The organism is Lactobacillus taiwanensis, from assembly GCF_017894345.1.
Classification (GTDB): Bacteria; Bacillota; Bacilli; order Lactobacillales; family Lactobacillaceae; genus Lactobacillus; species Lactobacillus taiwanensis.
In genome coordinates this window covers 55,900-69,918 of the sequence record NZ_CP059276.1, presented here as the reverse complement: position 1 = coordinate 69,918, position 14,019 = coordinate 55,900, and the positions used below count along the sequence as shown (strand labels likewise).

The window sequence follows — 14,019 nt, the reverse complement described above, 5'->3', positions numbered from 1 at the left end:
ATGATGACGATACCTGTTTTTTATACAATTAGTGATAACTACACCCCCTATGCAGCCGTGTCAATTCAATCTTTAATTGACCACGCTGACCCAAACAAAGATTACACAATTACTCTTTTAGTACAAAACATTAGTGACGAACATAAAAAGAGTCTTGAGGATCTTTCTACTGAAAATATTCATGTTAATATCTTTCATATCGATGATGATATGGTAGCTCCTATTCACAACAGTAAAGAAAATTATTTACGTGCTCAATTCTTTACCATGTCAATTTTCTATCGTTTATTTATTCCAAATCTTTTTCCTCAATATGACAAGGCTGTTTATTTAGATGCAGATACTATTATTTGTACCGACATTGCAGAACTCTACAATACCGAAATTGGAGACAATATGTTTGCTAGTGTTCCCGATATGTCAATTAGATTTATTAAACCACTTCAAGTTTATATTAAGGAATGCCAAGGAATTTTTTCACCAGAGAAATATATAAACAACGGTGTGATTCTCTTTAATATGAAGGCATTTAGAGATAAAAAATTTGTTGATAAATTCTATTCATTAATTGAAAAATATCACTTCGATAATATCGATCCTGACCAAGCTTACATGAACGAAATTTGTGAAGATAAAATTTATCACTTACCACTTGAATGGGATGCAATGCCTAATGAACATATGGATGAAATTAAAAATCCTAAAATTGTTCACTATAATCTCTTCTTTAAGCCATGGCATTTCGCTGATGTTCAATATGGTAAATATTTCTGGGATGTTGCTAAAAATTCACCATATTACGATGAATTAAAAAAACAATTGGCTGACTTTACTGATGAAGACCGTAAAAAAGCACGCGCTGACTTAGAGTGGATGATTAAAAAAGTCGACCAAATCAAAGATGAAGACGTCACTTGGGCAAAAGTTAAGAAAACTACGTCTGTCAAAATATAAAGAGATACAAAAATAACTATTCCAGTTTTTATAGTATTAGTGATGATTTCACCAAATATGCGACAGTTTCACTTAATTCACTAGTCAAAAATGCAAACTCAGAAAAAGATTATACGATTTTTTGAATCAAGATCTTTCTGAAGAGTATAAAAAGCAACTCGCAAATTTTAGCAATAATTATGTACATGTCAAATTTTTCCATATTGACGAAGAATTAGTAAAACCAATTCAAAATCGAAAAGAAAACTATCTGCGTGCAGACTTTTTCATGATATCTATTTTTTATCGCTTATTCATTCCAGAGTTATTTCCGCAATATGATAAAGCCATTTACAGTGATAGTGACACCATTGTAGTTGACGACATTGCTAAGCTTTACAATACCGAGTTAGGTAGTAATCTCTTCGGTGCTTGTACCGATTCTTCAATTCAATATGTGGATAAATTGGTGAAATATATCAAAGATGCACTGGCTCTTGATCCACGCTGAGTGCAATGCCTAATGAAAATACTGATCCCATTTCTAATCCAGACTTAATTCACTATAATTTATTCTTTAAATCTTGGCACTTCAAAGACGTACAATATAAAGATTATTTCTGGAAATATGCTAAAACAACTCCATTTTATGAAGAATTAAAATCAGAACTAGATAATTATGCTGATAAACAACGGATAGAAGATCGAGCTAAATTAGACCACATGCTTGAAAAAGAAAATACCACAGTAGTTGATCCTAATAATTGGATTCAAGTCAAAAACAAAGGCGAAAGGATTAAATTATGATCATTGGCGAAAATCGTGCACAAGTTATTGAAAATATCAAAGCAGCCGTCAAAAAAGGAAAAATGCACGCTAAAGTTGAACTAGGTGATCCTATTTTAACCAAGAGTGAAAGAATCAAGCTCGTTAATGACTATTGGAAACAACAAAAAAAACTTAGTCATAAATTAAAAAATATCATTGCTCAGGGAATCATTAATATTGATACGCTAATCTTGATGGCTCATACGCAAATCAAAAATAAAGAGCGTGCAAAAAAAACAAAATATGGCGCAATTGTCACTACTAATCACTTTAAGCAAACCGATAGTTTACCAATTAAAAAATTAGCTAATAAGTGCCATAAAAAACTTTATATTGTAATTGAAGATTCTAATTTAAAACTACCTGGCTTTTTTGGCTTTTTAATGAATAATATTAATGCCATTCCAATTGTTCAAAGTTACCAATATTTAGGACGTGAATTTTCTAAGCATTTACAACATGTTTTTGATAAAAAAGGTTGGGTTTTAATCTACCCAGAACAAGAAATGTGGTATAACTACCGCAAACCTCGTCCTCTTCAAAAAGGTGCATATTATTATGCTGCAAAGGCTAACGTGCCAATTGTTTCATGCTTTGTAGAAATTAAAGATCTTCCTGAAATGGAAAAAAATAGTTCTAAATTCCATAAAACTCGCTACATTCTTCATGTACTTCCAACAATTTATCCTATTGATCGTCTTACTGTTGATCAAAATGCTAAAAGAATGCGCGATATTGATTATATGCAAAAGAAAAACGCATATGAAAAGGCATATGGCAAAAAATTAACCTATAATTTCGATTACGATGACATTGCAGGTTATGTAAAAGACTAATCTTTTTTAGACTATCTGATAAAAATCAGATAGTTTTTTATTACATTCATTTAATAACATAATAATTCGTTATTTTTGCTTTACTAAATTAAGTAGACTACAATATAAATGGCTATAATCAAAGCTCACGAGTTTAATAATATTCAAGTTATAAAGTTAATAGTATTTTATCAGAAAGAAGAGAGATAGGATGACAAACGATGGGGACAAGGTGGTCAGTAAAGGTTACAAATACTTTATGGTATTTCTCTGTATGTTAACTCAAGCTATTCCTTATGGGATTGCTCAATTAATTCAACCTTTATTTGTTCACCCTCTGGTTAATACTTTTCACTTTACATTAGCTTCTTATACCTTAATTTTTACTTTTGGGGCTGTCGTAGGGTCTCTAGTTTCACCAATGGTTGGTAAAGCTTTACAGAAAGTTAATTTTAAAATTTTGTATTTGATTGGTATTTGCCTTTCAGCTGGAGCATATGTAATTTTTGGAATTAGTACGAAACTACCCGGTTTCTATTTAGCCGGAATTATTTGTATGGTTGGTTCAACCTTTTATTCTGGGCAAGGTGTTCCATGGATTATAAACCACTGGTTTCCCTTTAAAGGACGTGGTGTTGCATTAGGTCTGGCCTTCTGCGGGGGTTCAGTAGGTGATATTTTCTTACAACCTATTACTCAGGAAATTTTGAAGCACTTTATGACGGGCAATACTAAAACTGGACATTTAACTTCAATGGCTCCCTTTTTCATTTTTGCCGTTGCTCTTTTAATTGTTGGTCTAATTATTGCTGCTTTTATTAGAGTGCCAAAGAAGGATGAGGTTCTTGCTTCAGCCGAAGAAGTTAAAAAGAATCGAAATGAAGCTGCTCAAAAACAAGCCCATGAATTTCAAGGTTGGAACGGTAAACAAGTTCTTCATATGAAATGGTTTTGGGTCTTTAGTATCGGCTTTTTAATTATTGGTTTAGGGCTCGCTTCTTTAAATGAAGACTATGCAGCCTTTTTAGATACCAAATTATCCTTAACAGAAGTCGGAATGATTGGTTCAGTCTTCGGGATTGCTGGTATTATCGGCAATATTTCTGGTGGCTACTTATTTGATAAGTTCGGTACTGCTAAATCCATGGCTTATGCAGGAATCATGTTGATCATCGCTATTTTGATGATGATCCTGATTAGTACACATCCTTATGGGGATCGCATTAACTTATATGCTGGTATGGGTTGGGCCTTTACCAGCGGCCTATCAGTATTTAGCTATATGTCTGGGCCTGCCTTCATGGCTAAGAGTTTATTTGGTGCCAAAGCACAAGGGGTTAACCTAGGTTATATTAGTTTAGCCTATGCAATTGGTTTTGCTATTGGTGCCCCACTCTTTGGTGTTATTAAAGGTGCCACTAGCTTTACCGTTGCTTGGTGGTGTACCACCTTCTTTGTTGCAATTGGTTTTATATTATTAATTTTTGCAGCTATTAAAATTAAACAAATTCAAAAAAATATTATCGTGAACAAGCCAAATATTATTTTAGATAAGTAATTAGTTAGAAAGAGGGTAATTATATGTCTAGTGATGCTGCTACTAAAGATAAAGTAGTAAGCAAAGGCTACAAGTACTTCATGGTTTTCCTTTGTATGTTAACCCAAGCTATTCCTTATGGAATTGCTCAAAACATTCAGCCTTTGTTTATCCACCCCTTAGTTAATACTTTCCACTTCACATTAGCATCGTATACATTGATTTTCACGTTTGGAGCAGTCTTTGCTTCAATTGCTTCACCATTTATTGGTAAAGCACTAGAAAAAGTAAATTTCAGAATTATGTATTTAATTGGTATTGGTCTTTCCGCTATTGCCTACGTAATTTTTGGAATTAGTACAAAACTTCCTGGTTTTTATATTGCAGCCATTATTTGTATGGTTGGTTCAACTTTCTTCTCAGGACAAGGTGTGCCGTGGGTTATTAACCACTGGTTCCCAGCAAAGGGCCGTGGCGCTGCTTTAGGAATTGCCTTCTGTGGTGGTTCTATTGGGAATATCTTTTTACAACCAACAACTCAAGTCATTTTAAAGCACTACATGACAGGTAACACCAAGACAGGTCACTTGATTTCGATGGCACCATTTTTTATCTTTGCGGTTACTTTGCTAATAATCGGTGTAATTATTGCTTGCTTTATTAGAACTCCTAAGAAAGACGAAATCGTTGTTTCTGATGAAGAATTAGCTGAAAGCAAGAAAGAAGAAGAATTAGCTAAAGCCAAAGAATTTAAAGGCTGGACTAGTAAACAAGTTTTACAAATGAAATGGTTCTGGATTTTTAGTCTTGGCTTTTTAATTATTGGTTTAGGTTTAGCCTCTTTAAACGAAGATTATGCAGCATTTCTGGATACAAAACTTTCACTAACTGATGTTGGATTAATTGGATCAATGTATGGTGTCGGTTGTTTAATCGGAAATGTTTCTGGTGGTTTCTTATTTGATAAATTTGGTACAGCAAAATCAATGGCCTATGCTGGCTGTATGTATATCTTATCTATTTTAATGATGGTCTTTATCAGTTTCCAGCCTTATGGTTCTCATGTAAGTAAGGTTGCCGGTATTGCTTACGCTATCTTTTGTGGACTAGCTGTATTTAGTTACATGTCTGGCCCAGCTTTCATGGCGAAAGATCTGTTTGGTTCTAGAGATCAGGGAGTAATGCTTGGATATGTAGGTTTAGCCTATGCCATTGGATATGCCATTGGTGCTCCATTATTCGGTGTCATCAAAGGTATGGCTAGCTTCACTGTTGCTTGGTACTTTATGATTGCCTTTGTTGCAATTGGTTTTATCATTTTAGTATTTGCCGTTATCCAAATTAAGAGATATCAAAAGAAATATATTGCTGAACAAGCTCAATCTATTACTAAATAATTAAAAGGAGGATTTTTGAAATGTGTACTGGTTTAAGATTTACAGATGATCAAGGAAATTTATATTTTGGTCGTAACTTAGACGTAGGTCAAGATTATGGCGAAGGCGTAATTATTACACCTCGTAACTATCCTCTTCCTTATAAATTCTTAGATGACACCAAGACTAAAAAAGCAGTTATTGGTATGGGAATTGTGATTGATGGCTATCCATCATATTTCGACTGCTTTAACGAAGACGGCTTAGGTATTGCAGGTCTGAATTTCCCACATTTTGCAAAATTTAGCGACGGTCCAATTGATGGCAAAGTCAACTTAGCATCTTATGAAATCATGCTATGGGTTACTCAAAACTTTACCAAAGTTAGCGACGTTAAAGACGCCTTAAAGAATGTTAACTTAGTAAATGAAGCTATTAACTCATCATTTGCAGTAGCTCCTCTTCACTGGATTATTAGTGATAAAGATGAAGCTATTATAGTTGAAGTTTCAAAGCAATATGGCATGAGAGTTTTTGAAGATAAATTGGGTGTTTTAACTAATAGTCCAGATTTCAACTGGCACTTAACTAATCTTGGTAACTACACTGGATTAGATCCACATGATGCTAGCGCTCAAAGCTGGAATGGTCAAAAAGTAGCTCCATGGGGCGTTGGCACTGGTAGTTTAGGTTTACCTGGTGATAGCATCCCAGCCGACCGTTTTGTTAAAGCTGCTTACTTAAATGTCAACTATCCAACTGTTAAAGGCGAAAAAGCTAATGTTGCTAAGTTCTTTAATATTTTAAAGTCAGTTGCCATGATTAAGGGTAGTGTTGTCAACAATCAAGGTAGTGATGAATATACTGTCTACTCCGCTTGTTACTCTGCTGCTACTAAGACTTACTACTGCAACTTTGAAAATGATTTTGAGTTAAAGACTTATAAATTAGACGATGAAACAATGAATGTAGATAAGTTAATTACTTATTAATCTAATCAAAAACTGCTATATCCACAAAAAATTCAGAGCAATAAGGCTCTGAATTTTTTTGTTTAGTCATCTTTTTCTGATTTAATAACTTTCTTAGAAATAGCATCAATTTCTACTTCATGCTTACTTGTGCCTGACTCTACAGTAACATCCCAAATCGCCTTATCCTTATCCATTTTTAGAGTCCATTCTTTAGCAGTACTATTCTTAACTTCCTTTTCTGCTATTTCACTAGCTTGGTTTCGGGATATTATCTTATCCAAGTCAAGTCCCTTTTGCAAGCGTTCATCTAAGTCTAACTTTTTAGAACTAGATTTAACCTCTTTGCCATTAATAGCATTTATTATCATTTCATATTCTTTATCTTTATCAAATCCTGTGATTTCATAAATATACTTATTGCCGTCTAGCTTTAAATCTATCTCTTTTAGATCTTTATTACTATATTTTTTATCAAACTTATTTATAGCTTCAGTTTGACTAAGCTTAATTTGACTCTTTCTTACTGTATTCTTTGTATCACTTGCTTTATCTTTAGCAGTCTTCTTTACACTCGACTGTTTAGTTTTATTCGCTGAATTATTATCACTACAAGCCACTACCGAGATGCCTAATGTACCCATTAAAGCAGTGGCTGCTAGCAGTTTACTTATTTTCTTCTTCATGATTTTCTCCTTAAATTAATAAAACTATATTTACCATTAATTATATAGATAAGATGCTATGAAAGCGATTTATATGCTCAAAAAGCTCTGTTTATTCTTAAAATAGATTAAACAGAGCTTTTTTATTTTATTCACCTTTAAAACTACCATTTTCAACTTCGCGAATGAAATCAGCTAAGTGCTTGTAATAAACATCTGGATTATCAACCATGTGGTGGTGGCCACCACCAGGTGTAGTAACCAAACGCGAATTTGGAATTTCTTTTTGCATAATTTTAGCAGTAGCAATTGGCATTGTTTCATTTTCACCAAAAGTAATTAAAGTTGGAACCTTAATGTTCTTTAGTTGATCTCTAAAATGCCAGTCTTTTAGTTTACCAGTAATAACAAACTCATTATCACCTTGGAAGACATGATAAACAGCGTTTCCGCCAAGATCCTTTAAGTGATAAAGCTTTGATGGTTGTTTTCTATCAACAAAATTAATATTCAAAATTTGAACATCATCTTGATAGCGTTGATTGTCGTAGTCATTGTTTTTTTCACACTCATGCATGAAGTCGATTTCTGTTTGAGGAAGTACTTCTTGTCTTCTTCTATTTACAGAATCCACGTACTCATCAATTTCATCAACCATTGAAGAAATGATTGCGCCCTTTAAGTGCTTGCCGTATTTAACAGCATATTCTTGAACGAGTAATCCACCCCAACTTTGACCGATTAGGTAAAAATTATCTAAACCAAGTTTCTCACGAACTTCATCAACTTCATCTAAGAAATATTCATAAGTTAAGTATTTTTTTGCAATTTCAGGATCAGAATAGTCTGGTTGGTCTGAATAAAGTGATCCTAATTGATCATACATGGTTACTTGAACATTAAGCCCCTGCTTTTTTAATTGTTCTGCAGTATCTTCCCAATATTCATGATTTCCACCAGGACCACCATGAAGCGCTAATAAGTGGATATCGCCCTCGCCTTGTGTGTTAGTCCACAAGTGATAACCATTGTCTAAAGTAATAATTTTAGTACCAGTCTTCATAAAACTCTCCTTTTTTAGTTTTTATTTTATATTTTATCTTATTTTCTTTTTAATTCCGATATGAATTGCACCTGCACCTAAATTTAATTTTGTTACTTGTACATTTTTAAAATTATTATTTTCAAGCATAAGCGTTAATTTCGCTGCTGATACAAATTCGGCTGTTGTATTAGATAAATACTGATAGTCTGATACATTAGCTCTTAATAATTTTGCAAAGCTTGGAAACAACTTAAAATAACCTTTCCAACCTAATCTAACAATTGGATTAGTCGGTTGGGAAGTTTCTAAAATACCAATTTTTCCATTTGGCTTTAATACACGATTTATTTCTTTTAGAACTTGATTTGCATCAGGAACATTACGCAACCCAAAACCAATAGTTACAATATCAAAGCTATTATCATTATAGGGTAAATGCATTGCGTCCCCCTGTTTTAGCTGAATTTCTTTTTGTAATCCTTGTTCTCTTATTTTTTTATCAGCTAGATCTAGCATTTCTTGATTAAAATCAAGACCAATAACATTTCCAGACGTTCCAACTTTTCTTGCAAGTGCAATCGTTATATCAGCTGTGCCACAACATAAATCTAAAGCAAAGTCACCAGGTTGTACATTTAATTCTTTTAGAAACTTTCTGCGCCAACCGTTTTGAGTACCTAAGCTAATAATATTATTCATTTGATCATAATGAGGTGCTACGCGAGTAAACAAATCGTGCACATCTTTTTCAGGAACCTTGTTAGTTAAATTCATTTCTATCACCTAATTTATTATCCCAGCAAAAAAGCAATGATTCAAATGAACCATTGCTTAGTCTTTATATTTTATTAGTTTTACGGTGCCAAACATGAATAAAAATGCTAATAACTAACCCCAAGATTGTTGGAACAACCCAAGATAACCCAATATTAGCAAGCGGCAAATACTGTAAACGAAATTGACTTACTGCCTTATAAAATTGCGTTCCAGCAATTGGTGCAGGTAAATGAGTAATTAGATCAAAAATAGCTGGCACTAATGTTAAAGCCATTGTTACTTTATACATTACTTTGTCACCCTTAAATAATGGTGAAAATAGTGACAAAATAATCAAAACAATAGCTAGAGGATATAAAAACATTAACACAGGCAGTGACCAACTAATAATCTTATCCAAGCCTAAGTTGGCAGTAGCAAATGATCCAACACAAGAAATTATTAGCCAACCTTTATAACTAAATTTAGGATAATGCGCAGAAAAATCTAATGCAAAGGCAGACAAAATACCTACTGCTGTAGTTAAACATGCTAAAAATACTAAGACAGCTAATAAAGCCTGACCAAAGATACCAGCATAGTAATTAACAATTTTAGATAATAAAATACCACCATCACTAGTTATCTTAAAATGGCCTAGTGACATAGCGCCAACAGCAATTAAGAGAGTATAAATTATCCCAATTCCTATCACGGCCATTAATCCCGCTTTAGCAGTTATTTTAGCCACCTTTTTCTCATTATTGTTAACTAATTCTTTGATCGCTGTAACAACCGTTACACCAAAAGCCAATCCAGCCAAAGCATCCATTGTATTATAGCCTTCTAAGAAGCCCTTAACTACTGTTCCATGTAAATACTCTTTACTTACAGCTACAGTACTAAGATTGCCTAAAGGATGGGCAAAAGCCACAACAAATACTAAGAAAAGTAAAATTAAGAAAATAGGATTTAAAATCTTACCCAAAGAAGAAAGAATATCACTTTCGTTATAAGCAATCATGAACACAATAGCGAAAAAGATTGTCGTAAATACAAACAACCCTATACTTTTAAATTGCTTGGGTAATAATGGTGCAATGCCGACAGTATAAGAAACTGTCGCATTTCTCGGAGCTGCAAATAAAGGCCCCATTGTTAGTTGTATTAAAGTCATAAAAGAAAGAGCAAAAATCTTCCCTACAGGCAAGGCAATTTGATAAACTCCGTTGCTTCGGGTAATTGCAACAGCCAGTAAGGAAAGTAAAGGCAAAACTACCCCCGTAATTGAAAAGCCAATTGCTGCTGATCCCCAATTTCTACCAGCAAGCTGGCCTAAATGAAGTGGAAAAATTAAGTTTCCTGCACCAAAAAACAATGCAAAAATCATCGAAGCAACAATTAAATATTGCTTTTTACTTAATGTTTTTCCCTTTGCTTCTTTCAATTCGATTCCTCCAAAAAATAATTATTTTTAGTATTTTAGCAAAAAAACATTGTAAACTCTAGTGTTTACAACGTTTTAATGGATTAATACTATTTTTCTAATTCAGCATTTGCGCTATTTGCGGCAATTCTACCAAAAGTAAAGATATCAGCAAGTGAATTTCCACCTAAACGGTTACCTGCGTGAATTCCGCCGGCTACTTCTCCAGCAGCATATAGACCAGGAATTTGCTTCCCATCTTTATCTAAGACATGAGCACCTGTATCAATCTTCAAACCACCCATAGTATGGTGGATGGCTGGCTTTCTCGGTGTTGCATAGAATGGAGCAACTTCGCATTTTAGATTAAAAGCTGATTTTTCAAAATCTGGATCTTTTCCTGCTTCAACATAAGAATTATATTTCTCAACGGTCTCAACTAAAATATCAGGATCCATTCCAACTTGCTTAGCTAAATCTTCTAAACTATTCGCTCTAAACAAGGTACCAGCTTTAACTTGCGCATCAATTGATTCTTGAGTTGTGTTATAAGCAGTATCTTTGATCTTGTCATCAGCAATTAAATAGAACAAACCACCATTATCAATAGCTGCCTTGGTTAAAACATCACGTTCCGCAAACTCATTTACGAAACGCTTGCCCTTTTGATTAACCATAATATAGTTTTCTGGTGGAGTTTGTAGACCAGTAAATAGCTCACCAGTCTTTGGATCAGAAACGGGCATCATCTGAATAAAGCCCATTCCAACTAAGTCTGCACCTGCTTCTTTACCAAGATTAATCCCATCCCCAGTAATTGCCGGAGAATTAGTAGTGGCAATATTATCATCAATATGCTTCCAGTAAGTATTGTATTTTTGAACCATTGGCGTATTTGCCCCAAATCCACCAGCGGTTAGAATTACAGCCTTAGCATGAACAGTGATTGCACTGCCATCTGGTCTTTTAGCAATAACGCCTTTAACTTGACCATCTTCAATAATTAAGTGATCAGCACGAGTATCAGTCAGAATTCTGCCGCCATGATCCTTTACCCAATCACCTAACACATGAATAAAGGCATAACCCATTGGCTCAACTGGCTTGTGACCTCTTCGCCATAAGGCACCTACTGGCATTGTTACTTGACTGCGATCAAATTTTACCCCTAAATCACTTAACCAGTGCACTGAGTCCAAGGCATTATCGATTAATTCTTTGACTAAAGCGTAGTTACCGTGAATTTCATCTCCATTTAAGTCGGTTCTCTTACCACCTAAATAGGTTTGAATTTCATGAAGTAATTTTGAATCAAATAGATAATCTGCACCAGAAGCTACATATTCTTTTATTTGCTTTTGTAATTTTTCAAAGTCTTCTTGATACTCTGGATCAATCTGTTCAAGTGGAGTTACTGCTAATTCTTCTAAAGTTTCTTTTTCACCGGCTAAAGCTTTAAATTGATTTTGCCAATCTGGTTCTGCCGCATTCATTGGGCCACCAGCGCGACTAGTGTTTCCCCCAATTTGTGGGAACTTTTCAAGTACGATGACATCTTTACCATGTTGAATGCTTCTAGCAGCTGCAGCTAAACCTGCACCACCAGCTCCAATAGCTACAACATCAGTCGTATAAGTTTCATCTTTAGCTCTTTGTTCTTTAGGTTTAGCTCGCTTCTTCCACTCATCTGGGTCTCCACCGGCTTCACTAATTGCCAGTGCTACTCCGTCAATAACCCCGTGACTAGAAATAGTAGCACCACTAACTGTATCAACATTTAAAGTCTGATTTTCAACAATTTCTTCAGGCAAACGTCTAAATACTTCATCAGCTACTCCCTTAGTTTCACCTTTAGCGTCAACCTTAATATCTTCAATTTTATTTTCCGAAAGAGTAACTTCCATAGGCATAAAACTTGCGCCATGTCCTTGAGCTTTTACATTATATTTTCCAGCTTTTAAATCCATAAATGTGCCTCACTATTAATTTAATATTTCTAAAATCAAAATAATTAAGCTTTTTATAGCTATCCTGTAAATTCATAATAGTATAAGCTTATTCTTTAAAGCAAATTGTCAAAGCAAACAAAAGAGCTATGGATACCTCAAATTTACCATAGCTCTTTTGCCTTACACTTCTAAATTGAATACATCTTAAATATAATATTTTTAATAATTTTTTACAAGCAAAAAGTTTATTTTATTAACATTTTTTAAACCTTCATTTATTCTACTTAAACCGATGATGATAATGATAGATCACTAACGGTAAAATCGTAACGATAACGCACAAGCCAATCATAGTCCAAACATAGACTCCTTTTAATGAAGATGGTGTTCCTTGGGCTGGAATAAATGAAATAAAGAATGCAACTACTGTTATTACCAGGGCAATAATTGCAATTATAATTCCTAACCCTTTACTCTTTGTCATGTAATAGCTACGCTTTAAGTCTCCATGTTTTACTTTTAAAACTATATAAGAAACTAGCATTAAAATGTAAACCATTAGATATTGCGCCGTAGTAGCAGCTAAAGAAACGTTAAAAGCAAAATCTGAATTTTTTCCACTAGTAAAAGTAATTAAGACTGCTGAAGCAGTTACGATCAAAGTCTGTAAAACAATCAAGCGCATTGGTACATCACGATTAGTAGATTTTGCAAAGAACTTAGGCATATATCCTTCTTTAGCAGCCTCAAACATACCCTGACTAGGACCAGCTAACCAATTACCTAATTCCCCAATAATTCCCGCTGCTAACAAAATGCCAATAAATTTCTTAATTATGTCTCCTGGTAATCCAATTGAATCTAGAATTTTTCCAAAGGTATAAACAAAACCAGTTGAATTTTGAATTTGATCTTTAGGAACTGACATTCCAATAGCCATACTACCAAGTAAATCAAAAGAAATAGCAGTAATTGCTAAAGCGAGCATAACAGTCGAATATTTTTTGGGATTCTCTAAGTATTTTGCATGGGGAGCTGAGGCTTCACCACCACAAAAAGCCAATACAAACGGAACAAATGCTACTAATGTAGTGCCATTCAAATTATGCGGAATAATATTATTCCACGTTAAATGCATATACAAGGGTCTTCCTTGAAACAAATAAACAAAAAACGCAATAATCAATAAAATTACTGGTAAGGCTATTCCAAGAGCAAAAAGCCACTCTGCAATGTGACCGATCCTTTTAACTCCAACCATTTCAACAATCGTAATCGACCAGATAATTATCATCATCAATATAAATCTGACACTGGGCGTGGTATTAAACCAAGGGGTGTTAAAGGTGATGGACAGTGCACCAATAATTACGTACATCATTGTATTCATACCCACAGTAATATGAATCCATTGATAAAACATTGCTGTCCATCCAGTTCGATCTCCTAATGAACCTTTAACCCAGGTAAAAATTCCACCCTTATCCCAGCCATCAATTGAGGCCATCTCTCCAGCCATTTGTGTAATTGGTACAAACCATATTAAGCCTGCTAATAACAAATAAAATACTGCGGTAGGACCTGTCTTTCCAAATGGAGCTAGTTCATTTACAGAAATAACCATCGATGAAGTCATTGCAAACAACTTCAATGCTGTTAACCGATTGTACTTCTCATCTTCTTCTAATTTCGTCAAAGTCTCGCTTTTATCAGACACA

Annotated in this window: 11 protein-coding genes and 1 pseudogene; 6 read left to right on the top strand and 6 right to left on the bottom strand. The window is 34.2% G+C overall.

The features are described 5' to 3' along the window. From H1A07_RS00320 to bsh, 6 genes and pseudogenes are all read left to right on the top strand, one after another. The gene (locus H1A07_RS00320) at positions 1-954 is read left to right on the top strand and encodes a glycosyltransferase family 8 protein (RefSeq protein ID WP_210145041.1); all 954 of its coding nucleotides are present in this window, start codon (positions 1-3) and stop codon (positions 952-954) included. Next, positions 951-1,740, top strand: a pseudogene (locus H1A07_RS00315) (glycosyltransferase). Before H1A07_RS00320 ends, H1A07_RS00315 begins: the two are co-directional and overlap by 4 nt. Beyond that, a complete protein-coding gene (locus tag H1A07_RS00310) occupies positions 1,737-2,597 on the top strand; it encodes a lysophospholipid acyltransferase family protein (RefSeq protein ID WP_210145040.1) in 861 nt (286 codons plus the stop codon). The pseudogene H1A07_RS00315 and the gene H1A07_RS00310 overlap by 4 nt, the downstream one beginning before the upstream one ends. A 190-nt stretch (positions 2,598-2,787) precedes the next feature. After that, entirely contained in the window at positions 2,788-4,134 is a 1,347-nt protein-coding gene (locus tag H1A07_RS00305; RefSeq protein WP_210145039.1) for a conjugated bile salt MFS transporter, read from the top strand. A 23-nt stretch (positions 4,135-4,157) separates the two neighbouring features. Then, a complete protein-coding gene (locus tag H1A07_RS00300; protein WP_057719032.1) occupies positions 4,158-5,510 on the top strand; it encodes a conjugated bile salt MFS transporter in 1,353 nt (450 codons plus the stop codon). 20 nt (positions 5,511-5,530) lie between these two features. Continuing rightward, positions 5,531-6,481: a choloylglycine hydrolase gene (gene bsh / locus H1A07_RS00295; RefSeq protein ID WP_094498810.1), complete on the top strand. Its 951-nt coding sequence runs from the start codon at positions 5,531-5,533 to the stop codon at positions 6,479-6,481. Positions 6,482-6,543: 62 nt separating this feature from the next. Here bsh and H1A07_RS00290 read toward each other — a convergent pair whose 3' ends face one another. The 6 genes from H1A07_RS00290 to H1A07_RS00265 form a co-directional block, all read right to left on the bottom strand. Further along, the gene (locus H1A07_RS00290; protein ID WP_210145038.1) at positions 6,544-7,146 is read right to left on the bottom strand and encodes a PepSY domain-containing protein; all 603 of its coding nucleotides are present in this window, start codon (positions 7,144-7,146) and stop codon (positions 6,544-6,546) included. 127 nt (positions 7,147-7,273) lie between these two features. Continuing rightward, complete coding sequence (locus tag H1A07_RS00285) at positions 7,274-8,188, bottom strand: prolyl aminopeptidase (RefSeq protein ID WP_094523652.1); 915 nt, start codon at positions 8,186-8,188, stop codon at positions 7,274-7,276. A 33-nt stretch (positions 8,189-8,221) separates the two neighbouring features. Next, positions 8,222-8,944, bottom strand: a complete 723-nt coding sequence (gene ubiE, locus H1A07_RS00280) for a bifunctional demethylmenaquinone methyltransferase/2-methoxy-6-polyprenyl-1,4-benzoquinol methylase UbiE (RefSeq protein WP_094498807.1) — start codon at positions 8,942-8,944, stop codon at positions 8,222-8,224. 64 nt (positions 8,945-9,008) lie between these two features. Further along, entirely contained in the window at positions 9,009-10,373 is a 1,365-nt protein-coding gene (brnQ, locus tag H1A07_RS00275) for a branched-chain amino acid transport system II carrier protein (protein WP_210145037.1), read from the bottom strand. 89 nt (positions 10,374-10,462) lie between these two features. Next, positions 10,463-12,319, bottom strand: a complete 1,857-nt coding sequence (locus tag H1A07_RS00270; RefSeq protein ID WP_210145036.1) for a flavocytochrome c — start codon at positions 12,317-12,319, stop codon at positions 10,463-10,465. 262 nt (positions 12,320-12,581) lie between these two features. Next, entirely contained in the window at positions 12,582-14,018 is a 1,437-nt protein-coding gene (locus H1A07_RS00265; RefSeq protein WP_210145035.1) for an APC family permease, read from the bottom strand. Position 14,019: the final 1 nt, after the last annotated feature.

Bases quoted from the DNA above. Each gene is read 5' to 3' on its own strand.
- H1A07_RS00320 (WP_210145041.1), top strand. From the start codon at position 1: ATGATGACGATACCTGTTTTTTATACAATTAGTGATAACTACACCCCC.
- H1A07_RS00310 (WP_210145040.1), top strand. From the start codon at position 1,737: ATGATCATTGGCGAAAATCGTGCACAAGTTATTGAAAATATCAAAGCA.
- H1A07_RS00305 (WP_210145039.1), top strand. From the start codon at position 2,788: ATGACAAACGATGGGGACAAGGTGGTCAGTAAAGGTTACAAATACTTT.
- H1A07_RS00300 (WP_057719032.1), top strand. From the start codon at position 4,158: ATGTCTAGTGATGCTGCTACTAAAGATAAAGTAGTAAGCAAAGGCTAC.
- bsh (WP_094498810.1), top strand. From the start codon at position 5,531: ATGTGTACTGGTTTAAGATTTACAGATGATCAAGGAAATTTATATTTT.
- H1A07_RS00290 (WP_210145038.1), bottom strand. From the start codon at position 7,146: ATGAAGAAGAAAATAAGTAAACTGCTAGCAGCCACTGCTTTAATGGGT.
- H1A07_RS00285 (WP_094523652.1), bottom strand. From the start codon at position 8,188: ATGAAGACTGGTACTAAAATTATTACTTTAGACAATGGTTATCACTTG.
- ubiE (WP_094498807.1), bottom strand. From the start codon at position 8,944: ATGAATTTAACTAACAAGGTTCCTGAAAAAGATGTGCACGATTTGTTT.
- H1A07_RS00270 (WP_210145036.1), bottom strand. From the start codon at position 12,319: ATGGATTTAAAAGCTGGAAAATATAATGTAAAAGCTCAAGGACATGGC.